Here is a 26221-nt window from a genome sequence, read left to right as displayed (position 1 = left end):
CGCGTGAACGGCGGTTAGTTGGCATCATCTCCTACTGTCAGGAACCGCCCATGCGCGTAGAAGACCGGCGATCGATGAGCGCGGTCCAGCGCAACGCCCGACACGATGCCGATGACGATCATGTGCGATGCCCGCACGATGATTTCGGCCACCCGGCATTCGAATATTGCCCGTGCGCCGACAAGCAAGGGCGCGCCGGTTTCGCCACGCACCCATGATCCGGAAGAGAACCGCGCGGCGCCCTTGGCTTTGGTCATGCCGCCAAAGGCACGTACAACGTTCTCCTGGTCGCCGGCGGGAAGATTGACCGAAAACGGCAAACCTTCGTGAATGACCGAGGCAAAGGTGCTGCCGCGGTTGACACAAGCCAGCAGCGACGGCGGCTCGGCGCTGAACGAGCAGAGAGCCGTCGCCGTGATGCCGCAAAAACCGATCTCGTCATGTTCCGACGCGAGGATGGCGACCGAGCCCGCCACGGCCCGCATAGCCTGCTTGAACGCGCGCGGATTGATGGAGTCGTGCCCATCCACCCACGGCGTCGGAATGGCGGCCGCCGGCATCAATTTACTCGAAGCCCGGCCTGGCGCATCAGCGGCAGCACGCGGTCGCAGAAGAAGGGCAATTCGTAGGTGTAGTTGACGAATGTGAGGGCGGCGCCGGAATAACCCTGTTCCATGATCTCGGTGAGGTCGTCGACGATCTTTTCCGGCGTGCCGATGAGCGGGAACGTCCCGGCACCACCGGCGAACCTTTGCCGATATTCGGTGAAAGCCTTCGCATCGTGCGAGTTCGCGAATTCCTTCTTCTTGCGCATGTGCTCGTCGACCGCACCCTCGTCCGCGCATTCCAACGCGTAGTGCCGGTAGTAATCCTCGGCTTCCTGCTGGGTCTCCCGGCAGACGACGTGACAAACTGTACAGACGCCGACTTCGCGCCCGACTTCGGCCGCGCGGTTGGTGATGTCGACCACATGCGCACGGCCGTCGGCAATTTCGGAAAACGTCGAAAACAGATAATCGCAGTGGCGCGCTGCGTAGTTGCGCCCCGGCGCGCCGAAGGCGGCGTTCATGGTCACCGGTCGCGGCGCCTGCAGGCTTGGCGGCCGGCTGACGACCCCCTTCAGATCATAGAACTCGCCGCCGAAGTCGAACGGCTCCCTCGATTGATAGGCACGCACGATGATGTTGATCCATTCCTCCGCTTGATCGTAGGTTCGATCGCCGACCGTCTGCCCGAACATCGCGAACTCGTCGGGGTTCCAGCCGCAGACAATGTTCAAGCCGGCCCGCCCATTGGAGATGTGGTCGACCGTCGCCAGCGCTTTTGCAGCCTGCAGCGGATGAACCAGCGGCACATGCACCGTCATGAACAGGCCGATGTTTTCCGTGGCGACAGCAAGGCCCGCCGCCCAGGTGAAAGTCTCGAACGACCATTCCCGCACATGCGTCAAACCGCCGAAGCCGCGCCAGCGGGCGATCGGCAGCAGAAACTCGAGGCCGGCGCGGTCGGCGATGCAGGCGGAATTGAGGTTGTCCTCCCAGCGGGCACGCCAGCGCTCGGGGACGGTAGTCATTGCCAGGCCGCCATCGGCGTTCATTGAAAATACGCCGAGCTTGAACCTGTTCGGCCCTTTCAGCGGGTGCTGCTTCCTGATCATGCTTTCCCCTGCCGCGACATGCCCTCACCTTCACCGTTGGAGTTTTGAAACGGTGGGCTAAGCTTCATGAAACGCTCCTCGGCGTTCTGAATGAAGTGGGTCATGCGGTCGTAAGCGGCGACGGCGTCGCGCTTGACGAATGCCTCATAGATTGCGCGCATGCCGGCAACGATGACGGCCTGCGTCGGCTGGTGCGACAGCGTCCTTAAGCGCACGACGAGCACATGGTCGGCGAACCTTGCAATCGTTTGGGAAAGGCGCTCGTTCTCGACGGCGCCGAGCCAACAATTCCTGAATGCCGAATTGGCCTGGAAAAAGCGGTCGGCATCGCCGGCGGCGGCCGCAGCCTCGGCCTCCCGAAGCGCGGCTGCCAGGGTCTTGAGGCCAGCGGCGTCAAGTGTCCGTGCCGCGTGCGCGGCGGCCCGTGGCTCAAGCAGGCGGCGGACCTCGAAGATGTCGGCGACATCCGTCGCGGTAAGCGTGGGCAGGGTGAAGCCGCGTGTCGTGCCGACGAGATAGCCCTCATGCACCAACTGCATCAAGGCGTCACGGACAGGCATTCTGGAAATGCCGAGCTGGGCGGCAATATCGACATCGACGAGCTTCTGGCCAGGCGCCAATTCGCCATGCTGTATCGTCAGCCGGATTTGTTGATAGACCTGGGCACGCAGATTGCCATCGCCAACCCGTTTGAGCTCTATCGTTTCCGTCATCCACGCCTTCCCATGCGAAGATTTCGTATATTGTTTGAGGCTGTGTTCTCGCAGTCGTGCCGTTTGAAATGCAGCCACGTGTCGGCAGAAATCCACCTATCAGCCATGTTCCCGGCTCAAGTGGAGCATAGGCTGGATCACCTGGCAAGATGTTTTAAGTTTATAATGTATACTGTTTGAGTTCGCTGTCCGGAGGGCAATGGATCGCGCCATCCGTGCTGCCGCGCCGCGCCACGGCGGGGACAGCTAACGATCCGCGCGGTTCGGTAAAAAACGTACAGACGTTTTTCCGCGACACATCGAAGTTGACGGATTTAACTAAAATTACTTGCGATCTGCGCGCGCCGGCACGCCCACCCCGATCCCTCGCCGGTACGCATTACTGGATCGCCCGCCGTATCGAAAGGTGCGGCGGGCTTTTCGTTTCGTTTGGCGGGGAGGCGCTTATGCGAGACTTGCCCAGGAATATCGACGCCGACGTCGTGATCGAAATCAGCAAGCTGCTCGACGACCGGGCGAAGTCCGTGCCGGTGCCGGTGCACAAGCTGGCGGCGATGATCCGGCTGGGCGTCGAGACGCGTCTGACCGATCACTCCATCGAAGAACTGATCGTGGAGATGGCCGCGACGCGGGGGCTTCCGATGCTGTTCGACTTGCCGGTGGTCGACAACGTCGTGCCGATTGCCTCGGCGCGCCGTCCCCGCTGACACTTCGCTCGAACCTCACCGATCGTCGCGTCGCCGGCCGACTTCACTTGTCCTGATGCGCGGACCGGGTGTCGCCTTTCTTTTCGGGGTCGTGGGTATGGTGGCTGTCGTGTTCGCCGCCGCCGCCGGAAACCTTGCTGTGGCTGCGACGGTCGGAGTCGGCCGGCGGCTTTTCGACGCTCAGCGGCTTCTTGGCGTTTTCGTGCGCGGCGCCGGGACCGCCCTGGCGGATGCTGGCAGGAGTCTTCTTCGACGTGGACATGACCTAGCGATCCTGGACGTTGCCTTGATGGGTGGTGTTGACCTTCGTATTGCCTTGCTGGCCCTGCTTGTCGGGATCCGGAACGGCTGATTGCGGTGCCTGGTCGGCTGCTACCGGTTTTTTGTCACCGGTGCCCTTTGGGCTCAGGTTCTTCGGCGGCACAGGGGGAGGTTTTGTGCTCATGGCGTGTCTCCTTCCGTCACCCAAACAAGCGGCTCGGGAGAAAGGTTCCCGATGGCCCGGTCCGAACGGCAATTGCCGCGAATAGCCGGGCCCGCAGGCGGTGGCTTGGCCGGCGGGATCCAGGATTATTTCTTGATGATGTTTCCGTTGTTCAGATCGAAGGCCTGGGCACCGAACGCCTGCCTGAAGAAATCCTCCTGCAGATCGCCCCATTCGCCAAGATAGGCGCCGCAATTGCTGCAATAGATCGGCGTCGAATCCTTCGGGTTGTCGGGAATTTCCATCAGGATCGTCCCGCACGCCTTGCAATCGAGCTTGTCATCCAAACGGCGGCCCATTGGCCTATAATTGCGCGTTTTCGGCCGCGCGCCAATTGTCGTATTCGTACGAAACTGCGAACGGTACGTTTTCCACCTCCAAGCGGGCAGCAGGCTAGCGGTCCGCCGGATTTCCGAAAGCGGGATCGCGCCGCCTCGAATACCTTCCCACCCGCGGCAGCTCGTCTGGAAAGTCGACCCAGGGAAGCCTCATGTCCCAATATGCGTGGGCCTGCGGCGGAAACCGTTCGGGGTGGTCGAGAAAGCCGATCGACAGATAGAGTTCGTCGGGCAGGCCCTGGTCGACATAGCCGATCGATGTTCCGCAATCCGCACAGAAGGACCGGAGCACGCCGGGGGTTTTCGAAAAGGTCTTGGGCGTGCCGGTGAGCAATGTGAATTCGGAAGGCCGATAGCCGACCCACACCGTTAGCGGGCTTCCTATCGCCTTGCGGCAGTCGTCATCGTGATCGGAGCAAATCCAGAACGGCTCGCCGCGCATCTCCGCCGTTATGGCGCCGCAAAAACAGGACCCCGTTTCAGTTCGTGGCATTACCTGCCTTCATTGCTGACCTCACTCATTGCTGGCCTGGCATTTCGGTATTTTCCTTGGGGTTCTTCTTGATGCCGGCGGCAGGCGAGGTATCGGCCGGAGCATTGCCACCCTGGTTCTGTTCAGGGGCTCTTTTGAGCGGCGAAGTTCGCCAGCCCATATCGCCGTACAAAAAGCCGATGAGAAAGCCGACGATGATGATGGCCGAAATCACCATCGCAATTAACGCGTTACGTCGCTCCATTTCGCGCGGCTCCTTTCTTCGGGCCGAACAAACGATGGCGGAAATGGTTCCGGCGAGACGGTACGGACCCGGCCCGGAACATTCAGCCTTACGGCGGGTTCTTATGCATGCTCTTCTTACAGGGAGTGGCTCGCATGAAACCCGCCGTAACCGATCGCATCGAAACCAAGAAATACGACCACCCGACAGGCGGCTGGGGATCGCTCAAATCCCTGGTCCGCAAGGCGCGCGGCGAAGGCCGCCCGGACCGGGTACCAAAATGTCCAGCGACTACTTCCAGGTTCGTTCGGGCGGCGATATCGCCGCGATGACGGGTATCGCCAAGGCGTTGCTGGCGCTCGACGACGACGCCCGCGAAAGCGGCAGGACGCGTGTCCTCGACACGGCTTTCATCGCCGAACACACGCATGGCTTCGCCGAATTCGAAGCCTTCCTGCGCAAAACCCAGTGGAGCGATATCGTCGCGCGATCCGGCATTGCGCAGACCGACCTGGAGCATGTCGCCGAGGTCTACAGCCATGCCAACGCGGTGATCGGCAATTACGGCATGGGCTTGACCCAGCATCGGCACGGCACCGAGAACGTCCAGATGCTGTGCAACCTTTTGATTCTGCGCGGCAATATCGGAAAACCCGGCGCCGGCATTTCGCCGCTGCGCGGCCATTCCAATGTCCAGGGGCAGCGCACCGTCGGCATATCGGAAAAACCCGAGCTCGTCCCGCTCGACAAGTTCGCCGAATTCTACGCCTTTGAACCGCCGCGCGAAAAAGGTCTCGATACGGTCGAAACCTGCGAAGGCGTCATCGACGGATCGGTCAAGGGCTTCGTCGGGCTCGGCGGCAATTTCGTGCGGGCCGTGCCGGAAACCGGCCTGGTCGAGAAAGCCTGGCGTGGGCTCGACCTGCATGTCGAGATCGCGACCAAGCTCAACCGCAGTCACCTGGCCGCCGGCCGGGCAACCTATTTGCTGCCTTGCCTGTCACGGCTGGAAAGAGACCATCAGGCAAGCGGCGACCAAAGGGTGTCGGTAGAGGATTCCACCGCCTGTATCCACGGCTCGTTCGGATCGCGACCTCCGGCTTCGCCGCATCTGCTTTCAGAGCCCAGGATCGTCGCCGAACTCGCCAAGGCCACGGTGCCGGGCAGGAGTTCGATCCCATGGGATGAGTGGGTTGGGGATTATTCCCGCATCCGCGACGAAATCGAGCGCTGCTACCCCCAACATTTCCGCGACTTCAACGAGCGTTTCCTGACGCCCGGCGGCTTCCATCGCGACATCAAGGCGAGCAAGCGGGTGTGGGAGACGCCGAACAAGAAGGCCAATTTCAAGCTGCCAAGTGGCCTTGAAACCGATCCCGACATCGATGTCGCCGGCGATGATGTGCTGACACTGATCACGGTGCGCTCCAACGACCAGTTCAACACCACCGTCTACGGCTACAACGACCGGCTGCGCGGCATCAGCGGCACACGTATGGTGCTGTTGATGAATGAAAAGGATATCCAGCGCCTCGGTTTGAGCGCGGGACAGGAGGTCGATCTCGAAGCCAACGCGCGGGACGGTGTGGAGCGCCGCGTGCACGGACTGCGCATCACGCCTTACTCGGTGCCGGAGGGAAATTGTGCCGGTTACTACCCCGAGCTCAACCCGCTGGTTCCTTTGTGGCACAGAGCCGAGAGGGCTCATGTTCCGGCGGTCAAATCGGTACCGGTGCGGATATTGCCATAGGCGTTCGTCGTTCGCGGCAGGCACGCACCACGCCGATGTGACCTGGCGCGACTTTCAATCGCGATCTCAGCCGGCTCGCGCGAGTTCATCCACGGCATTCAGGATCGCACTCTGGCTCGCCGGCTTCTGCACCATCCTGCAAGCGCGGAACCCGGCTGGAATTTCGCGTTCGCCATACCCGGAGAGGAAGGCGAACGGAACACCGCGCATCCGTAACGCTTCCGCGATCGGATAACTGGTCTCGTCGTTCAACTGGATATCCAGCAACGCGGCGTCGATCCCGCCTTCGCCAACGAGCCGGAGTGCCGCCGTTACCGACGAAACAGGTCCAACCACCTGATGGCCGGCTTTGCGCAGGTAAGCCGCCGCGTCGTCGGCGATCAGCCATTCGTCCTCGACGATCAGCACACGCATCTTTCCGGTCACGACGAGCCCTCACGGGTCAGAGGGAATGCGATTTCCGCCTCCAAACCATTTGAGTGGAAAGTTGTTTCAACCTTTCCGCCCAGCCGGTAGCCGATTTCTCCGCGCAGAAGGGTAAGGCCGAAGCCGCTGTCGGTTGGCTCCTTGATGCGGGGGCCGCCCTTCTCGCGCCAAGTGAGCCTGAAGGTTCCGTCCGCCACCGACCATTTCACGACTATCCGCCCGGCAGGTTTCGAAAGGGCGCCATATTTAGCGGCATTCGTCGCCAGTTCATGGATTGCCATGCCGAAGGAAAGCCCTTGTACCGGCTTGAGGCTCACCCGTTTGCCATGGAGTTCGAACCGTTCGGCCCCGAAGGGATCGAGTTCCTGGCGCAGCAGTTCCTCGACGGAAGCTTCGGTCCAGCTTTCTCGCGAGAGCAGACTGTATGCTCGTGACATCGCCTGCAGGCGGCCGATCAAGGCGTCGGCGAACTCGTCTTTCGACGCCGAGTTTTCACGGGTCCGGTTGGTGATGCTGGCGACGACCGCCAGCATGTTCTTGACGCGATGGTTCAGCTCCGAGATGAGCACCTGCTGACGCTCTTCCGCCTGCGCCAGCGTCGTCACGTCGATCATGGTCACGACCACGCCTTGGACGCCGCCGCTCTTGTCCCGATAAGGGTTGATGCGAACCAGGTGAAACCGGCCGTTGTCATCGCGCGCAAGGTGATGGTTCAGGGTCTCTCCCGTCTCGAACACCGCCTGGATGTGCCGCTTCAACTCGGGGTAGTCGAGTCGGCTCGAAAGATCGGTCAGCGGGCGGCCGACATCGGACGGACGCAAGTTGAAGAACGACGACGCGGCGGGAGTAAAGGTCCGCACCACAAGGTTGCGGTCGAGGAAGATGGTGGCGATTTCCGTGCTTTCGAACAAGTTTCTGAGATCGCTGTTGGCGCGATCGAGTTCCTCTATCTTGCCGGTCAGCTCCGCGTTGATGGTGTTTAGCTCTTCATTGAGCGACTGCATCTCCTCCTTCGAGGCCTCAAGCTCCTCATTGGTCGACTGCGCCTCTTCATTGACGGAGACGAGTTCCTCGTTCGAAGATTTTACTTCCTCCAGCGCGGTTTCGTATTCCTCGATGGTCGATTGCAGCCGCTCGCGTGTGTCGCGCAACTCCCGCTCGAGATCGGCCGCGTCGTCGGTGCCGCGGCTTTCGTGTGCCGGCTCGGAGCGGATCTGGGACTGTCCCACCGGATTGAACAGGACGAGGTAGAGGGGCTCGCCATTACCGCGTTCCGTGTATGGCTCGACCGTCAATGTAATGAACTGAAGCTGTTCGTCGTCTTCCTCGACCGCTATATTCTCCCGCACGACCGTGCGGCGCGTCGTGGCTGCTTCCCGCAACGCGGCGCGCAGTTCCAGTCTCAGCCCGTGGCGGGCCTGGGTCAGCAACTGCCGGCTCGGGGCGCCTTGCGGCGCTTCCAGATATTTGCCCGTCCGCGCCGAATAGTAGACGATGTCGCCATCGCCATTGACCAGAACGTGAGGCGGGGCGAACCGCTCCAGCACCTGAGCCTCGATCGCCTGGCGCAGTGAATGGCTGGTCGCATCCTTCTTCGAGCCGCCGCGTCCGACCGGAAGGGCACCCGTGCGGCCATTGCCGATCAGGACCGGCGGCCGCGGCGTGGCATGTTCCCGCGCCTGGAATATCCGCTGCTTCTTGTCGACCGTGGCGAACAGGTCACCGTGCTGACCGATGGTTTCCGAGGTCCCGAGGAACAGATAGCCGCCCGGGCGCAGCGCGTAGTGGAAGATCGGGATGACCCGGTTCTGGATCTGCGGGCCGAAATAGATCAGCAGGTTGCGACACGAAATCATGTCGATGCGCGAGAAGGGAGGGTCGCGGATAATGCTGTGCGGCGAAAAGATGCACAGTTCGCGCACCTCCTTGCCGAGCACATAGCTCTCGCCGTCACTGTGGAAAAAGCGTTGCCTGCGCTCGGGCGAAAGCCCGTGCAGCAGCGCTTCTGGATAACGTGCCGCACGCGCCACCGCGAGCGCCGGCTCATCGATGTCGGTCGCGAATATCTGGACGCGCGGCTGCGCCGAAAGTTTCTCCATGCGCTCGCGCATCAGCATGCCGATCGAGAACACCTCCTCGCCGGTGGCGCAGCCGGGCACCCACACACGCACCGCATCGGAGGCGTTCTTGCCTTCGAAAATCTGCGGTATGATCTTGTCCTCCAGCAATTTGAACGCGTCGGCGTCGCGAAAAAAGCTGGTGACGTTGATGAGGAGGTCGCGAAACAGCTTCGCCACCTCGTCCGGATCCCTTTTCAGCCGTTCTGTGTAGGTGGTGATCGACTGCAGCTGCGTTATCTGCATGCGCCGCTTTACGCGACGCAGGAACGTCTTGGCCTTGTAGCCGGAAAAGTCGTGACCGGAATGGCTGCGCAAAATGGTGTAGATTTCATCGCGGGCTCGATCCATCTCGGCCTTGTGTTCGTCGTCTGCTTCGGTCAGGCCGTTCAGCACGTCGAAACCGCGGACAAACGCCTGAAGCTTTGCACCGATCTGCTCGGCGGGCGCCGCTATGTCGATCAGGCCGCTCGAAATCGCGCTCTGCGGCATGGCTGGATTGCGCGGGCCGGAACCGTTGGAGGCCTGGGCAATGGTCAGCCCGCCATGCTCCTTGATTGCCCTGGCGCCGAGCGTGCCGTCCGAATCGCCACCCGACAAGATAATGCCGACGGCATACTCGCCCTGGTCCTCGGCCAATGCGCTGAAGAAGATATCGATCGGCTTGCGCTCGCGGCTGAACGTGTTCGGCCGGCGCAGCGAAAGCGCGCCCTTACGGATGGTGAGAACGACGTTTTGCGGCATCACATAGACCTGGTCGGGTTGGACCGCTGCCCCCTCCTCGGCCACCAAGACCGGCATTTCGGTGTAACGTCGGATGACCTCGTGCAGCAGGCTTTCCCGCTCCGGGCTGAGGTGCGTGACGACGACGAACGCCATGCCGGTGCCGCCGGTCATTCCCTTGAACAAGCCCTCCATCGCCGGAATGCCGCCGGCCGATGCACCGACGCCGACTATGGGAAATCTGCCATTCTGGGATGCCACGCCAAGCCCCTGGTAACAGCCGCGAACACAAAGCCGTCAAATCGGGCCTCAGACCCTAATCACGCCTCAGACTAAGACCGGGCCGAGCCTGAGGCCAGTAAATAGTCCAGTAACGGAACAAAGCACCGCGGCTGGGCATTAACATTTGACTTCGGAGGCGGTTCCAATGGCAAGACGACCACCTGAAATAAAGCCGGCCAAGCGAATCCTGTTGCCCTCGCCGGATCTGACCAAGTTCCCGGTATCTGAAAACATCCCGCCTCGCCTGCTCGCGCTCGCGGAACGGTTGCAAGAGGTCCTGGCCCGCCATTTTGCGGAAGTCCGCGCCGACAGCCGTAAATCCCGCAGGAAGAAGGAACAATGAGGTGCGCGACCTGCAAGGCTTGCATATCCTGATCGTCGAGGACGAATGGATGCTGGCGGGCGATCTTGCACGTTACTTCAGCAAGATGGGCGCCGTGGTGCTTGGCCCGGTGGCGACGGTCGAACAGGCATCAAAACATACGGACGAGGCGGAGGCCGCGATCCTGGACGTCAATCTCAACGGACGACGGGTATTCCCGATCGCCGACGAGTTGATGCGCCGTGGCGTGCCGTTCGTGTTTTTCAGCGGCGACGAAGACATCGTTATTCCTGAGCGCCTTCGCTATGCCAGCAGCCTCCGAAAATCCTCGAACGGCCAGGCTGTCTTCGATGCTCTCTTCCCAGCCGAGACGTCGGCATCGAAAGGAGGCCGATCGTCGGAGCCCTCGGACGACGTATTTTCGCTGCTGCCCAAGCTCAGGCTCGCGGCGCGCCTGCTGCTGGGAGATGTGGAGGCCTCCGACCGGCTGGTCGAGCGAACGCTCGAACAGGCCATCGGCGAAATCGACAAGAGACGATCCGGCTCCTCCACGGAGGACTGGCTCAACGGCATCATGCGAAACATCGTCAGGGCACGCGGGCCAAACCTGCTGCACTGACCGTGGCCGCTGTTTGCCGCGATCCTACTTCCGGCTGCGTTCGACGAATTTGTTGAAGCGGCTGGTCTTTCCGCCGCTGGTCTCATCCTGGTAGAGGAAGGCCAGTTCGTTCTCATCGAAGATCCTGAAGAACTCGTCCCATTCGACAGGCTCGAACGTCTCTTCAGGCTCGCCGAAGTCGATGCGCAGTATGCCTCCCTCGCCCTTGGTGCGCACCACCGCCGGTCGCCCGTCGCGGTCCTCGGCCCAACGGCGGATTTCGTCGTGATCGGTGGTCGTCCTGGATTCAGACATCGCAATCTCCCTTCGATTCCACCGCAGGCCGCGAGATCTCACGCGTTGCTCCGGTCTGCCCTCACACAACCAGCAGATGCATTGCTGCCCGGCATGTGCGCGCGGTTGGTTGATTATGGCTCCTAACACCAAGCGCGCTTCGATGTTCCCGTGCCCAGCCCGAGGCGGGGTCGCTTTCGGAGCGCAGCGTTCCGGGAACTTTGTTGAAGCAAGGGAACAAACCTTTCGCCCGGAAGTTTGGGGCGGCAAAGCCATTCGTATGAGGAGTTGTCGTGAAACGTATACTGGTCACGGGAGGCTGCGGTTTTATCGGCCGCCACGTCGCCCAGGAACTCGTTGAACATGGCTATGGGGTTTCAATTCTCGATGCGCTGCTGGACCAGGTGCATGGTGGCGAGGCAATCAGCCTGCCGCCAGGCGCCAAGCTGATCAAAGGCGACGTTCGCGATCGCGACGCCATCTCAGAGGCGGTCGACGATGTCGACGCGATCATTCACCTGGCGGCTGAAGTGGGCGTCGGCCAGTCCATGTACGAGATCGCCCGCTATGTCGGCGCCAACGACCTCGGCACCGCCACGTTGCTGGAAGCGCTGATCAAACGCCCGATCGAACGGATCGTCGTTGCTTCGTCGATGAGCGTCTATGGCGAGGGTCTCTATGCGACGCCGGACGGCCGGCGCATCGACAATGCAAGACGGCAGCCGGACGATATCCGCAGCGGCCAATGGAATCCCCTGTCCCCGGAAGGTGAAGTCCTGTCGCCGCTGCCGACCGACGAACAGAAACCGGTCGATCTCGCCTCAATTTACGCGCTGACGAAATACGCCCAGGAACGCGCCGTACTGATCTTCGGCGAAGCCTATGGGGTCGATGCGGTGGCGCTGCGCCTGTTCAATGTCTTCGGCGCCGGACAGGCGCTCTCGAACCCGTATACCGGCGTCCTCGCGAACTTCGCCTCGCGCATCGCCAACGGCCAGCGGCCGCTGATCTTCGAGGACGGCGAACAGCAGCGCGATTTCGTGCATGTACGCGACGTCGCCCGCGCCTTCCGGCTGGCGCTGGAACAGCCGCAGGCACGCGGCCACGTCATCAACATCGGCAGCGGGCGAGCCTACGCGGTCAGCGATGTCGCCCGGCTGCTCGCCGAAGCGATGGGCGTGCCTGGCCGCCAGCCGGAAATCCTCGGCAAGGCACGCTCCGGCGATATCCGCAATTGCTTTGCCGACATCTCCAAGGCGCGCGAACTGCTCGGCTTCCAGCCGCAGTACCGGCTGGAGCATTCGCTCGGCGATTTCGTCGCCTGGGTGCGCAACACGGTCGCCATCGATCGCAGCGCCGAGATGAAGCGGGAACTCGAAGCGCGAGGGCTGGTATCATGAGACCGGAGTCACCCGATTTTCGCGAAATGCCCATCGCCATTATCGGCGGCAGCGGCTTCATCGGCTCCAACCTCGCCGACAGCCTGTTGTCGGATGGCGAACTGGTGCTGGTCATCGACAACCTGAGCCGTCCCGGCGTCGAGCAGAACCTGGAATGGCTGACGCAAAAGCACGGCAGCCGCCTGACCATCGAAATCGCCGATATCCGCGACGCCGAGGCGCTCGCGCCGCTGGTGGCGCGTTCAAAGGCGGTTTTCCACTTTGCAGCGCAGACCGCCGTCACCACGAGCCTGGTTCGACCGGACGAGGATTTCGACGTCAACCTGCGCGGGACGTTCAACGTCCTGGAAGCCGCTCGCCGCAGCGGCAAGCGCACCCCCGTCGTTTTCGCCAGCACCAACAAGGTCTATGGCCGCCTTGCCGATCTCGCCATGCGCGAAGAGGACGGCAGATACGCGCCTCGCGACGCGGCCATCCATGCGCACGGCATCGACGAGACGCGCGGCCTCGATTTCTGCACGCCCTATGGCTGCTCCAAGGGCGCGGCGGACCAGTATGTCCTCGACTACGCCAAGTCATACGACCTGCCGACGGCGGTGCTGCGCATGAGCTGCATCTATGGACCGCGCCAGTTCGGGACGGAGGATCAGGGCTGGGTCGCCCACTTCCTGCTTAGCGCCTTCTCGGACCGGCCGATCACCATCTATGGCGACGGCAAGCAGGTGCGCGACATCCTCCACGTTGCCGACGCGGTCGCGGCCTATCGCGCCGTGCTCGACCGGATCGAGGAAATCAGCGGCCAAGCATTCAATCTCGGCGGCGGACCACAAAACGCCGTCAGCCTGCGCACGCTGCTGAACGAGATTCGCGACATAACGAAACGGGACGTTCCGATCCGTTACGACCGCGAACGCACCGGCGACCAACCGTTCTTCGTCGCCGACACACGCGCGATCGAGGCGGCGCTGGGATGGAAAGCGCACGTCCCGTGGCAAAACGGCATCCGCGACCTCGCCGACTGGCTGCAGCGTCATCGCCTCGACCCGCATCCCGAACCGGCGAGGTACGTGGCATGAGGGTCGCTCTGGTCAATCCGTCCTGGACGTACCAGGACAGCATCTATTTCGGCTGCCGCCAGCCGCATCTGCCGCTCGAACTCGGCTATTCGAAAGCGCTGCTCGACGCCGCCGGCCACGAGGTGCTGATGCTGGACGGGCAGATCCAGAAGCTCGACAACGCCGCGCTCGCCGATCGCGTCGCCGCATTCGAGCCTGACATGACCGTCGTCAGCACCGCGCCGACCTACCTGTTCTGGCGCTGCGCACCGCCCGAGTTGCGGGTGCCGGCCGATTTCCTCAATCATCTTGCCGGGTGCGGCGGTCGCACCGTCGCCGTCGGGCCGCATGGCTCGGCGACGCCGACGCCGACTTTGCGCAAGCTAGGCGTCGACATCGTCGTGCGCGGCGAATGCGAGGAAGTGGTCGCGGAACTTGCCCGGCGCGACGACTGGAGCGCGGTGCCGTCCACGGCCTATTTCGAGGATGGAGAACTGGTCTCGAACGGCGGCGTGCATGCGAGCTCGTTCATCGATCACCCGCCGCTCGAATGGCCGTCGGACTGGATTGCCGCGCATTCGCACCACCATCATCGCTTCGACGACAACCAGGTCGGCTTTGGCGCGGAGGTCGAGGCGTCGCGCGGCTGCCCGTATAATTGCAGCTTCTGCGCCAAGATCGATTTCCGCGATGCCTACCGCCGCCGGAACCACGAAGCAGTGATCGCCGAGATCGACCGGCTGATCGCACAGGGTGTCGGCTACATCTACTTCATCGACGAGATCTTCCTGCCGCAAAAGGCATTGCTGGAGGCGCTGGTCGATCGCGATGTGAAGTTCGGCGTGCAGACCCGTATTGACCTCTGGAAGCCGGAATTGCTGAAGCTGCTCGGTGCCGCCGGCTGCGTCTCGATCGAGGCGGGCCTCGAAAGCCTGACTGTGGAAGGCCGCGCCATGCTGGCAAAACGCTGCCGTTTGGGCACCGAGGAGCTGGCCGCGCTGCTGGTCGACGCAAGGCGCCACGTGCCGTTCGTGCAGGCCAATCTGATCGGCGTGGTCGAGGACGATCCCGCGCTCGTCGATTATTGGCGGAAGCACCTGATCGACAACGGCGTTTGGGCCAACGAACCGGTGCCGCTCTATCCTTATCCGAGTTCGCCGAGCTACCGCGAACTTTGGGGCGAGCCGGACGATCTCGCCTGGGAGCGCGCGCATGAACATTACCTCGCATCCTTCCGAACGTTCAGCGACATCCAGGAGAAGCGTCCGCGTCCGCTGGCTGAATTGGAGGCCACATGTTGCGGACGCTGAGCCCGCCGCGTCGCATACTGATGACCGTCGATGCCGTCGGTGGCGTCTGGCGCTATGCGCTCGATCTGGCCAGGCAATTGGTCGCCGGCGGCGACAGCGTCGTGCTTGCCGGGCTTGGTCCGGAACCGTCCAGGCAGCAGGCGGAGGAGGCCCAGTCATTCGCGGCGCTGACCTGGCTCAACACGCCGCCCGACTGGATGACCCGCAACGAGCACGACCTCGATACATTGCAGCGGGAGCTGCACCCGCTCATACGTGACTACGCCGTCGAAATCGTCCATCTCAACGCGCCGACGCAGGCCGCGGGGCTCGATGTGCCCTGCCCGATCGTGACGGTGTCGCATTCCTGCGTGGTGACATGGTTCCACGCCGTCAAGGGACAGGCGGCGGACGGCGAATGGGCCTGGCAGAAGGACCGCAACCGGCGCGGTTTCGACAAAACAGGCATTGTCGTTGCACCCAGCCGCAGCCATGCCGACATGCTCGAAACCTGCTACGGGCCGATCGCCCGCCTGAGCGTCGTCGGCAACGGGGCGCGGCCCGGCGCGAAGAGCGAAAGACGGGAATCGGTGGTTTTCGCCGCCGCGCGCTGGTGGGACGAAGGAAAGAATGCGGCGGTGCTGGACCAGGCCGCCTCCCTGACGCAATGGCCGGTCTTCGTCGCCGGCTCCTTGCAAGGCCCGGACGGCCAGCATGTTGGCTTCAGTCACGCCGTTCCCGTCGGACCGGTGCCACATGAGGAAGTGCGCTCGCTGATGGCGCGGGCAGGCATTTTCGTATCGCCGTCGCTCTACGAACCGTTCGGCCTGGCCACGCTGGAAGCCGCGATGTCGAAGACGCCTTTGGTGCTCGCGGATATCTCGACCTATCGCGAATTGTGGGACGGGGCGGCCATGTTCTTCGACGCGCGCGATCCGGGCGATCTCGCCAGATGCGTCAACAGCCTTTGCAGCGACGCGCAGCGCCGGCGAGAGCTCGGTGAAGCAGCCGCTCGCCGAAGCCGCAGATTTTCATTGGCAAGACAGGCGACCGCCATGCGCGGCGTCTACGACAAGGCGGCCCTGGCCACCATGGCGGATAATTGATTATGCGATTTTTATTCTACACCCATTCGATCGTTTCCGACTGGAACCACGGCAACGCACATTTCCTGCGCGGCATCATGCGTGAGCTGGTCGCGCGCGGGCACCAGGCTATCGCGCTGGAGCCCGCCGACGGCTGGAGCCGGTCGAACCTGCTGGCCGAGAAAGGGTCCTTCGCAATCGAGCGATTCCGGAAGGACTTCCCCGAGTTGATGCCGGTGACCTACGATGCCGCTTTCGACCACGAAGCCTGGATCTCCGACGCCGATGTGGTGATCGTGCATGAGTGGACCGAGCCGGACCTTGTTGCGCGGCTGGGCAGGGCGAAAGCAACTGGCGGCCGTTTCACGCTGCTGTTCCACGACACGCACCATCGCGCTATCTCGGCCACGCAAGCGATTTCCGCCTTGCGGCTTGAACATTACGACGGCGTGCTCGCCTTCGGCGAGGCGCTGCGGGAAAGCTATCTTCGCGCCGGATGGGGCAAGCGGGTCTTCACCTGGCACGAGGCAGCCGATGACCACCTGTTCCAGCCGCATCCTGAAATCGAGCGTAGTTCCGACCTTATCTGGATCGGCAATTGGGGCGACGACGAGCGCAGTGCCGAAATCAGGGAGTTCCTGGTCGGCCCGGTGCGTGAACTCGGCCTGAGCGGAACCGTCCACGGCGTTCGCTATCCGCGGGAGGCGCTCGCCGACCTTGCGGCCGCCGGCCTGCGCTGCGAAGGCTGGATCGCCAATGCCGACGTGCCGAAGGCGTTCGCGGCGAACCGCATCACGGTTCACATCCCGCGGCGTCCATACCGCGAAAGCCTGCCCGGCATCCCGACCATCCGCATGTTCGAGGCGCTCGCCTGCGGCATCCCGCTCGTTTCGGCGCCGTGGTCCGATGTCGAATGCCTGTTCAGGCCCGGCGTAGATTTTCTGTTTGCAAACAACGGTTCCGAGATGCGGCGTCATCTTCGCGCCGTGCTGCACGGCGCGGACCTCGCCGCTTCTCTGGCGACATCGGGCCTCGAGACCATCCGCTTGCGGCACACATGCCGGCACCGGGCGGATCAATTGTTCGGCGTGCTCGCCGAATGCGGGCGCCGCCAAGCCGCCGACACGATCCTTGCAAAGGAGGCCGCCGAATGAAGATCGCATTTTACGGGTCAAGCCTGCTGTCGTCCTACTGGAACGGCGCGGCCACCTATTACCGCGGGCTGCTCAAGGCCTTGGCCAGGCTCGGCTACGACATCACCTTCTATGAGCCCGATGTCTACGATCGCCAGAAGAACCGCGACATCGAGGCGCCGGACTGGTGTGCCGTCGTCGTCTACGAGGCCACTCCGCATGCCATGATGCAGGTGGCGGCGCGAGCGGCGGAGGCAGATATCGTCGTCAAGGCGAGCGGCGTCGGTTTCGCCGACGACGCACTGTTGCGGGCGGTGCTCGATCACGCCCGTGCCGATGCGCTCACCGTATTCTGGGATGTCGATGCGCCGGCGACGCTTGGCCAGTTGCGCGACGAGCCCGACCATCCGCTGCATCGCGCGCTGCAGGAAATCGACCTCGTGCTGACCTATGGCGGCGGCGACCCGGTGGTCTGGGCCTATCGGGCAATGGGGGCGGCCGAATGCGTGCCGATCTACAACGCGCTCGATCCGGAAACGCATCATCCGGTCGGCAAGGACATGCGCTTTGCCTGCGATCTCGCCTTTCTCGGCAACCGGCTGCCGGACCGCGAGGCGCGCGTCGAGGCCTTCTTCCTCGACCCGGCCGGCCGCTCCGCCGATCAGCGCTTCCTGCTCGGCGGATCGGGCTGGGGCGACAAGCAGATGCCCGCCAATGTCCGATGGCTCGGCCATGTCGGCACGCGCGACCACAATGCATTGAACGTCACGGCCAAGGCGGTGCTGAACATCAGCCGCGACAGCATGGCGGCCAATGGCTTTTCACCTGCGACGCGCGTTTTTGAGGCGGCGGGCGCCGGCGCATGCCTCATCACCGACGCCTGGCTCGGCGTCGACCTGTTCCTGAAACCCGGCGAGGAAATCCTGGTCGCGCGCGATGGCGAGGACGTCGCCGAGATCATGCAAAGCCTTAGTGCCGAACGGGCCAAGGCGATCGGGGCATCGGCGCTTCGGCGGGTACTTGGCGAACATACCTATACGACACGGGCCGTTTTGGCCGACGCCATCTTCAGGCGCCATTTCGAGCGTCCGACCGTGGAGGCGGCCGAATGACGAAGCCGCTCGACATCGTCTTTCTTGGCCTGTCGCTCTCCTCATCCTGGGGAAACGGCCATGCCACCACCTTTCGGGGGCTGCTTAAAGGTCTCCACGAACTCGGCCACCGCGTCACTTTTCTCGAACGCGACGTGCCGTGGTACGCAAGTCACCGGGATCTGCGCGATCCCGATTTCTGCGCCTTGCGCTACTATGAAACGATCGATGATCTTCGCCGCAATTTTGCGCGCTGCCTGCGCGATGCCGATATCGTGGTCGTCGGCTCCTTCGTTCCCGAAGGCCCTGAAATCATCGACGTCGTGGCATCGTTGTGCACGGGTCAGTTCTGCTTCTACGACATCGACACTCCGATCACGCTGGCAAAGCTTTCGACCGATGATTGCGAGTACATTGCCAGGCGGCAGGTCCCGTATTTCGACGTCTACTTCTCCTTCACCGGCGGGCCGACGCTTGCCCGTCTAACGGCGGAATTCGGCGCGAGGCGGGCCGAGCCGCTCTACTGCTCCGTCGACCCGGAACGGCATCACGGAACCGGTGATCCAATCCGCTGGGATCTCGGCTATCTCGGCACCTACAGCCCCGACCGCCAGGCGACGCTGGAGGCCCTGCTGTTCGAACCGGCGCGTCGCATGCCAGAGCGCCGCTTCGTCGTGACAGGCTCGCAATATCCGCGCGAAATCGCCTGGCCGGACAATGTGGATCGCATCGAACACCTGCCGCCGGCAGATCACGCCGCCTTTTACAGCCGCCAACGCTACACGTTGAACGTCACGCGCAGTTCCATGATCGCGGCCGGATGGTCGCCCAGCGTGCGCCTCTTCGAGGCAGCCGCCTGCGGCACGGCGATCATCAGCGATAGCTGGGCCGGACTGGACAGCCTGTTTCCAGAGCGGACGATCCACACGGCTCGCAGGACCGAGGACGTAGTCGGTATCCTGTCCGGGGAATCCGACGGCGCCCGGCTTGCCATGGCCAGGCAGGCGCGCGTGCTCATCCTCGCAGCTCACACAAGCATCGCAAGAGCCCGCGAATTCGTTTCGCTGCTGGCGCAGGCCAAATCGCCAGGTTCTGTTCTCGATCTGGACGTCGAGAGCGCAGCATGACCCGCAGACGGGAGAAGATAGAGATGCAGCTATCAAGAAAGGCGCAACGGACCAAGACCGTGCTTGTCGCCGGCGGCGCAGGTTTCCTCGGTTCGCATCTTTGCGAGACAATGTTCCAGGCCGGCTGGCGCGTGATCTGCGTCGACAATTTCCTTACCGGCCGCATGGAGAACATAGCATCGATCGCCGATCGTCCGGATTTTCGGCTGATCAAGCAAGACATTTGCCGACCGTTGGAGCTTGGCGAACCGGTTGACCGCATCTTCAACATGGCGTGCGCGGCCTCGCCGCCGCGTTACCAGGCCGACCCGGTCCATACGACGCGGACTTGCGTCATCGGAACGCTCAATCTGCTGGAGCTCGCCGCCCGCAATGGCGCCCGGTTCCTGCAGGCGTCCACCAGCGAAATTTACGGCGATCCCGAACAGCATCCGCAGAAGGAAGACTATGTCGGCCACGTGAACTGCATCGGGCCCCGCGCCTGCTATGACGAAGGCAAGCGCACCGCCGAAACCTTATGCTTCGATTATTTGAGAATGGGAAAGGCCGATATCCGTGTCGCGCGCATCTTCAACACCTATGGTCCCAGGATGGACCCTGCGGACGGACGGATCGTTTCCAATCTGATCATGCAGGCACTCGAGAGACGGCCGCTGACGATATTCGGCGACGGGCTGCAGACCAGGTCGTTCTGCTACGTTTCCGATCTGGTCGACGGCTTGATCCGGCTGATGGAGGTCGATCCCAATCCACGCCAGCCGGTTAATCTGGGCAATCCGGGGGAGTTCACCATCCTGCAACTGGCGAGCCTGGTGAGAGGCATGACCGCAACCAAATCGGGCCTGAAATTCCTGCCGCTGCCGCAAGACGATCCTCGTCGTCGGCAACCCGACATTTCCCGCGCGAGAAAGCTTCTCGGCTGGTCGCCAAAAGTGCCGCTCAGGCAGGGTTTGATGCACACGATCGGCTATTTTGCCGAGCTTGAGACGGCGCAGATGATCGACAGAAGACGTCGAATTGCCGCCACCGTGCGTTCTGCATCAGGCCGGCTGCAAAACCTGCCGGCCTGAGGCGAGGAGCGTCTGGCCGCTGTATGATCGCGCGGTCGTTTCGGATTTGGTCACTTTTTCTCGTCGCGGGAACAACCCGTCCAGCTTCTGGTTCTGCCAAGGTACCGGCATGGAGACGACTGTGCATCCGAAGCGATCCGCCAAAGACATCGAACAAATGGCCGCAAAGGAGACGGCTGCCTTCCTGCGGCGCGCCTCTATCACCTATCTGGAATGTTGTGTGAGCCTGATGATGACGCATCTTCAGCGCGAGGAGGTAGCCGCCATCCTCGAAAAGGAAGCGGATATGCTGCGCCGGCTGGATTGATCGGGCTCGAAGGGCCGCAGGTCGCCTTGGCTTTCCAGGAAACGAAGCAGCGCGGCAGCGTAACGTCTTGCCGCGGCCGCCAGCCGGATCTGTTCCCGATCATCGCCCGATCGCTCAGCCATGCTCCACAAGCCAAGCTGGAAGGCGAGATAGCAGGGCTCGTAGTAGTGGACCAGTTTGGCATCGACGGGACGAGACGTAGTCGCCTCGACAGCTTTGCACAGTGCCGCAGTCGCCGCGTCGGAGAGGCTGTACTCGACACGGGCGCCGGCAATGTCCCAGGCGATGTCCTGGCAGCCGATCAGATCGTGCGATCGGCAATGGTCGAGGGCGTCCGTCTTGATCAGCGTTCCGCCGCGCGAAAGGATGAACTCCCACGGATGAAGCCGCCCGTCGATTTCGACCCGCTGCATGGTCTTTGGTGAAGCCTGTTTCGAGAACCAGTTCCGCAGCTCCGCCGCGCGGCTTTCGCCCAGCGCCTCGCTGGTATTCCGCACGGCCATGTCGGCAAGCGCCTCCAGCGAGGCACCCGGCCCGGAGGCGGGCAGATTGGCTGCGCGCCAGGCGAGATAGCGCGCCAGATGAGCGACCATTTTTTGTTTCGAATGCCTTGCCCGCTCCAGCGTTGCACCGTCGCTCCAGCGTTCGACGAGAAAGCCATGGCACAGCCCGGCAATTTCCGGGCCAAAGCCTGCGTCATGCAGCCTCCTGGCAGTCTCGGCCTTGTGCATTCCGATTTCACCGAGGCCGACGAATTTGACCGACCATTTTTCCCGGCCCGCAGAAGCAAGAAACTTTCGCCGCTCTAAGCCGCGGTGGACGGGTGGCCAATGATCCTGCGAGCCATAATGCAAGCGACGCCACTCTCCGGCGGATATTTCCATCAGGCTGACCGCTGTGCGGCCGATCGTCCTGGCCACCCAATCCCGCAGCGCCGGCAGAGCGGATCCCGCGGGGAAAGTCCGTTCGAAATCCGCGGTGTGTTTTTGGCAAACCGTCCATGCCTCACGGATGTCCGCCGATGCCTCGGGACCCGGCCCACCCGAATGGCTGGGGAACAGATGGATGCGCCCGGCATCGATATCCAGCGCTTGCAGCCATGCGACGACGGCGTGAAACGAGCTGCCGGACAGGCCCGGGCCCTCATCGACGACAGCGAAATGGGCCGATGGCCTTGTCCTCCAGCCGCCGATCAGTTCCGGATCGGCGGCAAGCCGCCTGCGAAACGGATGACCGATCGGACGGACACCGACGGGTGCCTGTGCGCCGATGGCTGCAGCCACCATCGCTGCAAGCCCCAGGCCGATGCTGCGGATGCCGATTACGCATGTGTTCGCATCGAGACCCGACTGCCGCGCGGCGACCAAATAGCTTTCCGGATAGAGCGCGTAATGGGCGTAGCCCTCGGCCGTGCCGATGAGGATTTCGCCGTCGCAATCGAGTTCGGCCAGCATTCGCGGCACGTCGGCATCGATCGGGCCGTCGACGGCGAATCCGGCCCTCCACGATCTGCCCACGTCCCGGGCCAAGCCGACCAGGAGATTTGCGCCCGCGATCCGCTGTCGGGAATTCCTGTCCATGCCGTTGGCCTCGAATTCAGCATCGGCAAGGCCCTGGACCAATTCCGAGGTCTTGATGAACAGGCCGACCAGGGCTGCGTGGCGTTCGATCCCGCTGGGCATGTCCGCAATGTGCCCGGCCGCTTCGCAGGCCGAGCTGCGAACATGTCGCGCGCTCTCAATTCGCTTGTGGTCGCCATAGACGATCATTGTCCCGTCCCGGTTGGCCTCACTGCACAACTCGGCGAGCGCTACTTTGATCCACCATCGGTTGCACGATTTTTGCAGCCGGCAAGGAACAATCAGCGAGGCAGGCGGTTTGGCACGAAGAACTTACCTTCAACAGCATAGGCAGCGGTTTCGTGGGATCGAAGAAAGTTCGGATCGGAATAGTCGGCGTCGGCAACTGCGCCTCCTCCCTTGTTCAGGGCATCACCTATTACCGCGACGCAAGAAGCAATGAGCCCATACCCGGGCTGATGCATGCCGATCTTGGCGGCTACCATGTCAAGGACATCGAAGTGGTCTGCGCTTTCGACGTCGCCAAGGGCAAGGTCGGACGCGATGTGGCCGACGCGATCTACAGCGCGCCGAACAATACTTTCCGCTTTGCCAATGTAGCGCCTACCGGCGCCCGCGTCGAACGCGGACCGACGCTGGATGGCATCGGCAAATATCTGCGTGACGAGATCGTGGAGGCCGACGAACCCGTCGCCAACATCAGCAAGATCCTCGCCGAAAGCGGCGCCGAAATCCTGGTGTCATATCTGCCTGTCGGTTCGGAGGAGGCAACGCGCTTTTATGCCGAGTGCGCGCTCGAGGCGGGCTGTGCCTTGGTCAACTGTATACCCGTCTTCATCGCCTCGCGGCCGGAGTGGCGCCGGCGCTTCGAGCAGCACGGCCTGCCGCTGATCGGCGACGACATCAAGAGCCAGGTCGGTGCGACGATCGTCCACCGGCTGCTCGCCAACCTGTTCCGCGAGCGCGGCGTGCGCATCGATCGCACCTACCAGCTCAATTTCGGCGGCAACACCGACTTCCTCAACATGCTGGAGCGCGAGCGGCTGGAATCGAAGAAGATCTCAAAGACGCAATCCGTCACCAGCCAGATCGACGTTCCCCTGGAGCCCGGCAACATTCACGTCGGGCCGAGCGACCATGTCCCGTGGCTGACCGACCGCAAGTGGGCCTATATCCGGGTCGAAGGCACGACCTTCGGCGGCGTACCGCTCAATGCCGAGCTCAAGCTGGAAGTGTGGGATTCGCCCAATTCGGCCGGCGTCGTCATCGATGCGGTGCGTTGCGCCAAGCTGGCGCTCGACCGCGGTATCGCGGGCGCGCTGACCGGTCCCTGCAGCTATTTCATGAAATCGCCGCCCGAGCAGTTCACCGACGCGGAAGCGCGCCAGCGCACGCTCTCTTTTATCGCCGGCAAGGACGAGCCGATGCTCGATGCCGCGGAATGACGACGACGTTCTTTCTGGTGCGCCACGCCGCGCACGACAATGTCGGCTGTTATCTTGCCGGAAGGATGGCCGGCGTTTGCCTCGGCGAAGCCGGCAAGGCACAGGCCTCGCATCTGGCAGACCGCATGGCACGTGAGGCGATAGCGGCAATCTTCTGCAGCCCGCGCGAACGCACGCAGGAGACTGCCAATCCGATCGCGCTCGCCTGCAATGCCGGTGAAATCGCGATCCGCGAGGAGATCGATGAGATCGACTTCGGCACCTGGTCGGGAAAGACCTTCGAGGAGCTGAACCAGGATGCCGACTGGCGGGTGTGGAACGACCAGCGTCAGCAGGCGAGAACACCGAGCGGCGAGACCATGCTGGACGTGCAGCAACGCGTCGTCTCATTGATCGAGCAGGTCCGCGGCACCTACCAGAACCAGGGCGTCGCACTGGTCAGCCATGCCGACGTCATCAAGGCCGCCGTGTGCAAGGTGCTCGGCCTGTCGCTGGGGAACTGCTTTCGCTTCGATATCGACCCAGCCTCGATCACCACGGTTGTTTGGGGGGACTGGGGGTCGAAGCTGATCAGACTCAACGAAGCTGCCTGACGAGGAATTGCCGGATGCGTATGGCTATTTTCGGTCTTACCGTGACATCGTCGTGGGGCAATGGGCACGCCACACTGTGGCGCGGATTGATCCGGGCGATGGCCGGGCTGGGCTGGTCCATCACCTTCTTCGAACGCAACACTCCCTATTATGCCGGGACGCGCGACCTCGATCAGTTGGATGGCGGCAGCATTGTCCTTTATCCGGACTGGCAGGACATCCAGAGCGTTGCCGAGCAGGCGATGAGTGAGGCCGATGTCGTCATCGTCACCTCCTATTGCCCCGATGCCGTGAGCGCGTCGCGCCTTGCCCACCAGGCCTGCCGCGGACTGAAGGTGTTCTACGATCTGGACACGCCGGTGACGCTGGCGCGGATCGAACAAGGTGAGCCTCCGGCCTATTTCGGGCCGGAAGGGCTTCGCGATTTCGATCTCGTGCTGAGCTACACGGGAGGAACCGCGATCGACGCATTGAGGTCGATGCTGGGTGCGCGCCACGTCATGCCGCTCTACGGCCATGTCGATCCAGAGCGACACCGGCCGGCTCCGCCCAGGCCGGAGTTTGCCGGCGACCTTTCCTATCTCGGGACCTATGCGGCAGACCGCCAGGCCGGGGTCGAGAGGCTGCTGGTCAGTCCGGCTGCGCGCCTGCCGGAGCGCCGCTTCATCATTGGCGGCGCACAATATCCGCAGGAATTCCCGTGGAGCGACAATATTTTCTTCGTCCGTCACCTGCCGCCCGCCGACCACCCCGCCTTCTTTTCATCATCACGGCTGACTCTGAATGTGACCCGCGAGGCGATGGCAGAAAGGGGCTGGTGCCCATCTGGCCGGCTGTTCGAAGCCGCCGCTTGCGGTGCCGCGATGGTGAGCGACACATGGCCGGGACTGGAGGCCTTTTTCCGGCCCGGCGAAGAGATCGTCGTGGCGAACAGCACCGACGACGTGGTCGCCGCGCTCGACCTGTCCGACGCCGAGCTTGACGCCATCCGCCGTCGAGCGCGCGAGCGGGTGCTGGAGGAACACACCTCGGCACGGCGCGCGAAGGAATTCGACCGCATCCTGTCCGATGCACTGCACGGCTCCACGCATGGCGAGCCGTTGAAGGAGGCAGTTTGATGTTGGGCATCGTGCCCGCAGCCGGACGGGGAAGCCGCATCCAGCCGCTCGGCTTTTCGAAGGAGCTTCTGCCGGTCGGCAGCCGCATCGACGGCAACACCGAACGGCCTTGCGCGGTCAGCGAATACCTGGTGCGCCGCATGGTGCGCGCGGGGGCCGACAAGATCTGCTTCGTCATCGGCTCGGGTAAGTCGGATATCCTCGAATATTATTCTGCCGGCTATGCCGACGCGACTGCGCTGTTTGTGGTGCAGCCCTCTCCGGTCGGCCTTTGCGACGCCATCTTCCGTGCCGCACCGCTCGTCACAGCCGATGAGACCGTTCTGGTCGGGTTGCCTGATACGATCTGGTTTCCCGAAGACGGCTTCCTGGCCCTCCCGGACGACGGCCTGTCCTTCCTGCTGTTTCCGGTGGACCAGCCGGAGTTCTTCGACGCCGTTGTTGTCGACCAGGACAGCCGGGTGAAGCAAATCCAGGTCAAGCAGCAGAATGCCCAATCGAACTGGATCTGGGGTGCGTTCAAGATGCCCGGCCGCACCCTTCACCAGCTCGCCGCGCTGTGGCGGGAACGGGACCGGTGCGACGAATATATCGGCACGCTGGTCAATGCCTATCTCGCCGCCGGAGGCGATGCCTGCGGCATCAAGGCTGGCACCGCCTATGTCGACGTCGGCACCTTCAACGGCTACCGCACCGCACTTCGCCTGCTTGAAAGCGCTGCCGGTACCAGGGACGATCAAGTCGACATTACGCTGCCCAGCCACCAGCACGTCCCTGTCCTCGCAGGCGAAAGAGGCTAGC

The 26221-nt window shown here is 62.9% G+C and carries 28 protein-coding genes and 1 pseudogene; 17 read left to right on the top strand and 12 right to left on the bottom strand.

The genetic code is table 11. The annotated features are described in order from the left end of the window. Positions 1 to 14: 14 nt before the first annotated feature. Genes NKI08_RS21905 through NKI08_RS21895 form a run of 3 tightly spaced genes read right to left on the bottom strand, consistent with a single transcriptional unit; the run spans position 15 to position 2370 of the window. Complete coding sequence (locus NKI08_RS21905; RefSeq protein ID WP_352472898.1) at positions 15 to 560, bottom strand: flavin reductase family protein; 546 nt, start codon at positions 558 to 560, stop codon at positions 15 to 17. Next, the gene (locus NKI08_RS21900; protein ID WP_352472929.1) at positions 560 to 1654 is read right to left on the bottom strand and encodes an LLM class flavin-dependent oxidoreductase; all 1095 of its coding nucleotides are present in this window, start codon (positions 1652 to 1654) and stop codon (positions 560 to 562) included. The genes NKI08_RS21905 and NKI08_RS21900 overlap by 1 nt, the downstream gene beginning before the upstream one ends. Beyond that, positions 1654 to 2370 (bottom strand): GntR family transcriptional regulator, encoded by a 717-nt coding sequence (locus tag NKI08_RS21895; RefSeq protein ID WP_352472897.1) that lies wholly within the window; start codon positions 2368 to 2370, stop codon positions 1654 to 1656. The genes NKI08_RS21900 and NKI08_RS21895 overlap by 1 nt, the downstream gene beginning before the upstream one ends. A 215-nt stretch (positions 2371 to 2585) precedes the next feature. Between NKI08_RS21895 and NKI08_RS21890 the strand changes: the two genes are divergently transcribed. Further along, a complete protein-coding gene (locus tag NKI08_RS21890) occupies positions 2586 to 3077 on the top strand; it encodes a hypothetical protein (RefSeq protein ID WP_352472896.1) in 492 nt (163 codons plus the stop codon). Between the two features lie 43 nt (positions 3078 to 3120). On the opposite strand, the gene NKI08_RS21885 is transcribed toward NKI08_RS21890, so the two are convergent. The 5 genes from NKI08_RS21885 to NKI08_RS21865 form a co-directional block, all read right to left on the bottom strand. After that, positions 3121 to 3339 carry a hypothetical protein gene (locus NKI08_RS21885; RefSeq protein WP_352542035.1) on the bottom strand — a complete coding sequence of 73 codons (219 nt, stop codon included), beginning with the start codon at positions 3337 to 3339 and terminating at the stop codon, positions 3121 to 3123. A gap of 3 nt (positions 3340 to 3342) precedes the next feature. Continuing rightward, entirely contained in the window at positions 3343 to 3522 is a 180-nt protein-coding gene (locus tag NKI08_RS21880; RefSeq protein WP_352472894.1) for a hypothetical protein, read from the bottom strand. A 125-nt stretch (positions 3523 to 3647) separates the two neighbouring features. Continuing rightward, positions 3648 to 3806 carry a hypothetical protein gene (locus NKI08_RS21875; protein WP_023716639.1) on the bottom strand — a complete coding sequence of 53 codons (159 nt, stop codon included), beginning with the start codon at positions 3804 to 3806 and terminating at the stop codon, positions 3648 to 3650. Positions 3807 to 3954: 148 nt separating this feature from the next. Next, entirely contained in the window at positions 3955 to 4392 is a 438-nt protein-coding gene (locus NKI08_RS21870; protein ID WP_352472893.1) for a GFA family protein, read from the bottom strand. Between the two features lie 25 nt (positions 4393 to 4417). Beyond that, positions 4418 to 4636: a hypothetical protein gene (locus NKI08_RS21865; protein ID WP_352472892.1), complete on the bottom strand. Its 219-nt coding sequence runs from the start codon at positions 4634 to 4636 to the stop codon at positions 4418 to 4420. 181 nt (positions 4637 to 4817) lie between these two features. On the opposite strand from NKI08_RS21865, the pseudogene NKI08_RS21860 reads away from it, so the two are divergent. Beyond that, a pseudogene (locus tag NKI08_RS21860) lies at positions 4818 to 6365 on the top strand (molybdopterin dinucleotide binding domain-containing protein); the annotation flags it as partial. A 66-nt stretch (positions 6366 to 6431) separates the two neighbouring features. Here the strand turns inward: NKI08_RS21860 and NKI08_RS21855 are convergent. Beyond that, positions 6432 to 6779, bottom strand: coding sequence for a response regulator (locus tag NKI08_RS21855; protein ID WP_352472890.1), 348 nt, complete (start codon positions 6777 to 6779; stop codon positions 6432 to 6434). 8 nt (positions 6780 to 6787) lie between these two features. After that, complete coding sequence (locus NKI08_RS21850; RefSeq protein WP_352472889.1) at positions 6788 to 9892, bottom strand: CheR family methyltransferase; 3105 nt, start codon at positions 9890 to 9892, stop codon at positions 6788 to 6790. Positions 9893 to 10058: 166 nt separating this feature from the next. Here NKI08_RS21850 and NKI08_RS21845 point away from each other — a divergent pair, with 166 nt between their 5' ends. Together NKI08_RS21845 and NKI08_RS21840 are read left to right on the top strand one after the other, a co-directional pair. Continuing rightward, on the top strand, positions 10059 to 10256 hold the full coding sequence (locus tag NKI08_RS21845; protein ID WP_352472888.1) for a hypothetical protein: 198 nt from the start codon (positions 10059 to 10061) through the stop codon (positions 10254 to 10256). A 1-nt stretch (position 10257) separates the two neighbouring features. Next, entirely contained in the window at positions 10258 to 10854 is a 597-nt protein-coding gene (locus NKI08_RS21840; RefSeq protein ID WP_352472887.1) for a response regulator, read from the top strand. A gap of 24 nt (positions 10855 to 10878) precedes the next feature. On the opposite strand, the gene NKI08_RS21835 is transcribed toward NKI08_RS21840, so the two are convergent. Further along, positions 10879 to 11148, bottom strand: coding sequence for a hypothetical protein (locus NKI08_RS21835; protein ID WP_352472886.1), 270 nt, complete (start codon positions 11146 to 11148; stop codon positions 10879 to 10881). A 272-nt stretch (positions 11149 to 11420) separates the two neighbouring features. On the opposite strand from NKI08_RS21835, the gene NKI08_RS21830 reads away from it, so the two are divergent. From NKI08_RS21830 to NKI08_RS21790, 9 genes are read left to right on the top strand one after another with little or no spacing between them, the layout of a single operon-like run. Beyond that, positions 11421 to 12527, top strand: a complete 1107-nt coding sequence (locus tag NKI08_RS21830) for an NAD-dependent epimerase/dehydratase family protein (RefSeq protein ID WP_352472885.1) — start codon at positions 11421 to 11423, stop codon at positions 12525 to 12527. Further along, positions 12524 to 13603, top strand: coding sequence for an NAD-dependent epimerase/dehydratase family protein (locus tag NKI08_RS21825; RefSeq protein WP_352472884.1), 1080 nt, complete (start codon positions 12524 to 12526; stop codon positions 13601 to 13603). The genes NKI08_RS21830 and NKI08_RS21825 overlap by 4 nt, the downstream gene beginning before the upstream one ends. Further along, positions 13600 to 14892, top strand: a complete 1293-nt coding sequence (locus NKI08_RS21820; protein WP_352472883.1) for a TIGR04295 family B12-binding domain-containing radical SAM protein — start codon at positions 13600 to 13602, stop codon at positions 14890 to 14892. Before NKI08_RS21825 ends, NKI08_RS21820 begins: the two co-directional genes overlap by 4 nt. Further along, complete coding sequence (locus tag NKI08_RS21815; protein WP_352472882.1) at positions 14877 to 15977, top strand: glycosyltransferase family 4 protein; 1101 nt, start codon at positions 14877 to 14879, stop codon at positions 15975 to 15977. The genes NKI08_RS21820 and NKI08_RS21815 overlap by 16 nt, the downstream gene beginning before the upstream one ends. A 2-nt stretch (positions 15978 to 15979) precedes the next feature. Beyond that, entirely contained in the window at positions 15980 to 17110 is a 1131-nt protein-coding gene (locus NKI08_RS21810; protein ID WP_352772042.1) for a CgeB family protein, read from the top strand. Beyond that, a complete protein-coding gene (locus NKI08_RS21805) occupies positions 17107 to 18201 on the top strand; it encodes a CgeB family protein (RefSeq protein WP_254818801.1) in 1095 nt (364 codons plus the stop codon). Before NKI08_RS21810 ends, NKI08_RS21805 begins: the two co-directional genes overlap by 4 nt. Then, complete coding sequence (locus NKI08_RS21800; RefSeq protein WP_352472880.1) at positions 18198 to 19307, top strand: CgeB family protein; 1110 nt, start codon at positions 18198 to 18200, stop codon at positions 19305 to 19307. Before NKI08_RS21805 ends, NKI08_RS21800 begins: the two co-directional genes overlap by 4 nt. Positions 19308 to 19330: 23 nt before the next feature. Then, positions 19331 to 20377, top strand: coding sequence for a UDP-glucuronic acid decarboxylase family protein (locus tag NKI08_RS21795; RefSeq protein WP_352472879.1), 1047 nt, complete (start codon positions 19331 to 19333; stop codon positions 20375 to 20377). Continuing rightward, a complete protein-coding gene (locus NKI08_RS21790) occupies positions 20325 to 20684 on the top strand; it encodes a hypothetical protein (RefSeq protein ID WP_352472931.1) in 360 nt (119 codons plus the stop codon). The genes NKI08_RS21795 and NKI08_RS21790 overlap by 53 nt, the downstream gene beginning before the upstream one ends. Here NKI08_RS21790 and NKI08_RS21785 read toward each other — a convergent pair. Next, complete coding sequence (locus tag NKI08_RS21785) at positions 20621 to 22366, bottom strand: hypothetical protein (RefSeq protein ID WP_352472878.1); 1746 nt, start codon at positions 22364 to 22366, stop codon at positions 20621 to 20623. The two genes, NKI08_RS21790 and NKI08_RS21785, sit on opposite strands and share 64 nt — an antisense overlap. Before the next feature lie 239 nt (positions 22367 to 22605). On the opposite strand from NKI08_RS21785, the gene NKI08_RS21780 reads away from it, so the two are divergent. The 4 genes from NKI08_RS21780 to NKI08_RS21765 are packed head-to-tail and all read left to right on the top strand — an operon-like array spanning position 22606 to position 26220. Then, complete coding sequence (locus tag NKI08_RS21780; RefSeq protein WP_352472877.1) at positions 22606 to 23709, top strand: inositol-3-phosphate synthase; 1104 nt, start codon at positions 22606 to 22608, stop codon at positions 23707 to 23709. Further along, positions 23706 to 24302 carry a histidine phosphatase family protein gene (locus NKI08_RS21775; RefSeq protein ID WP_352472876.1) on the top strand — a complete coding sequence of 199 codons (597 nt, stop codon included), beginning with the start codon at positions 23706 to 23708 and terminating at the stop codon, positions 24300 to 24302. Before NKI08_RS21780 ends, NKI08_RS21775 begins: the two co-directional genes overlap by 4 nt. Before the next feature lie 14 nt (positions 24303 to 24316). Next, complete coding sequence (locus tag NKI08_RS21770) at positions 24317 to 25420, top strand: CgeB family protein (RefSeq protein WP_352472875.1); 1104 nt, start codon at positions 24317 to 24319, stop codon at positions 25418 to 25420. Beyond that, entirely contained in the window at positions 25420 to 26220 is an 801-nt protein-coding gene (locus NKI08_RS21765) for a nucleotidyltransferase family protein (protein ID WP_352472874.1), read from the top strand. The genes NKI08_RS21770 and NKI08_RS21765 overlap by 1 nt, the downstream gene beginning before the upstream one ends. Position 26221: the final 1 nt, after the last annotated feature.

The sequence above is a fragment of the Mesorhizobium sp. M0768 genome (assembly GCF_040320195.1).
In the GTDB taxonomy this organism is placed as follows: domain Bacteria; phylum Pseudomonadota; class Alphaproteobacteria; order Rhizobiales; family Rhizobiaceae; genus Mesorhizobium.
This window is presented reverse-complemented; position numbering and strand designations above follow the sequence as displayed.

What these genes read in the sequence shown, in the direction of transcription:
- NKI08_RS21785 (WP_352472878.1), bottom strand. Translation starts at nt 22,366, where the DNA reads ATGCCCAGCGGGATCGAACGCCACGCAGCCCTGGTCGGCCTGTTCATC.
- NKI08_RS21815 (WP_352472882.1), top strand. Translation starts at nt 14,877, where the DNA reads ATGTTGCGGACGCTGAGCCCGCCGCGTCGCATACTGATGACCGTCGAT.
- NKI08_RS21865 (WP_352472892.1), bottom strand. Translation starts at nt 4,636, where the DNA reads ATGGAGCGACGTAACGCGTTAATTGCGATGGTGATTTCGGCCATCATC.
- NKI08_RS21770 (WP_352472875.1), top strand. Translation starts at nt 24,317, where the DNA reads ATGCGTATGGCTATTTTCGGTCTTACCGTGACATCGTCGTGGGGCAAT.
- NKI08_RS21880 (WP_352472894.1), bottom strand. Translation starts at nt 3,522, where the DNA reads ATGAGCACAAAACCTCCCCCTGTGCCGCCGAAGAACCTGAGCCCAAAG.
- NKI08_RS21895 (WP_352472897.1), bottom strand. Translation starts at nt 2,370, where the DNA reads ATGACGGAAACGATAGAGCTCAAACGGGTTGGCGATGGCAATCTGCGT.
- NKI08_RS21825 (WP_352472884.1), top strand. Translation starts at nt 12,524, where the DNA reads ATGAGACCGGAGTCACCCGATTTTCGCGAAATGCCCATCGCCATTATC.
- NKI08_RS21765 (WP_352472874.1), top strand. Translation starts at nt 25,420, where the DNA reads ATGTTGGGCATCGTGCCCGCAGCCGGACGGGGAAGCCGCATCCAGCCG.
- NKI08_RS21820 (WP_352472883.1), top strand. Translation starts at nt 13,600, where the DNA reads ATGAGGGTCGCTCTGGTCAATCCGTCCTGGACGTACCAGGACAGCATC.
- NKI08_RS21795 (WP_352472879.1), top strand. Translation starts at nt 19,331, where the DNA reads ATGCAGCTATCAAGAAAGGCGCAACGGACCAAGACCGTGCTTGTCGCC.
- NKI08_RS21800 (WP_352472880.1), top strand. Translation starts at nt 18,198, where the DNA reads ATGACGAAGCCGCTCGACATCGTCTTTCTTGGCCTGTCGCTCTCCTCA.
- NKI08_RS21905 (WP_352472898.1), bottom strand. Translation starts at nt 560, where the DNA reads ATGCCGGCGGCCGCCATTCCGACGCCGTGGGTGGATGGGCACGACTCC.
- NKI08_RS21870 (WP_352472893.1), bottom strand. Translation starts at nt 4,392, where the DNA reads ATGCCACGAACTGAAACGGGGTCCTGTTTTTGCGGCGCCATAACGGCG.
- NKI08_RS21835 (WP_352472886.1), bottom strand. Translation starts at nt 11,148, where the DNA reads ATGTCTGAATCCAGGACGACCACCGATCACGACGAAATCCGCCGTTGG.
- NKI08_RS21775 (WP_352472876.1), top strand. Translation starts at nt 23,706, where the DNA reads ATGACGACGACGTTCTTTCTGGTGCGCCACGCCGCGCACGACAATGTC.
- NKI08_RS21875 (WP_023716639.1), bottom strand. Translation starts at nt 3,806, where the DNA reads ATGGAAATTCCCGACAACCCGAAGGATTCGACGCCGATCTATTGCAGC.
- NKI08_RS21845 (WP_352472888.1), top strand. Translation starts at nt 10,059, where the DNA reads ATGGCAAGACGACCACCTGAAATAAAGCCGGCCAAGCGAATCCTGTTG.
- NKI08_RS21855 (WP_352472890.1), bottom strand. Translation starts at nt 6,779, where the DNA reads ATGCGTGTGCTGATCGTCGAGGACGAATGGCTGATCGCCGACGACGCG.
- NKI08_RS21805 (WP_254818801.1), top strand. Translation starts at nt 17,107, where the DNA reads ATGAAGATCGCATTTTACGGGTCAAGCCTGCTGTCGTCCTACTGGAAC.
- NKI08_RS21885 (WP_352542035.1), bottom strand. Translation starts at nt 3,339, where the DNA reads ATGTCCACGTCGAAGAAGACTCCTGCCAGCATCCGCCAGGGCGGTCCC.
- NKI08_RS21810 (WP_352772042.1), top strand. Translation starts at nt 15,980, where the DNA reads ATGCGATTTTTATTCTACACCCATTCGATCGTTTCCGACTGGAACCAC.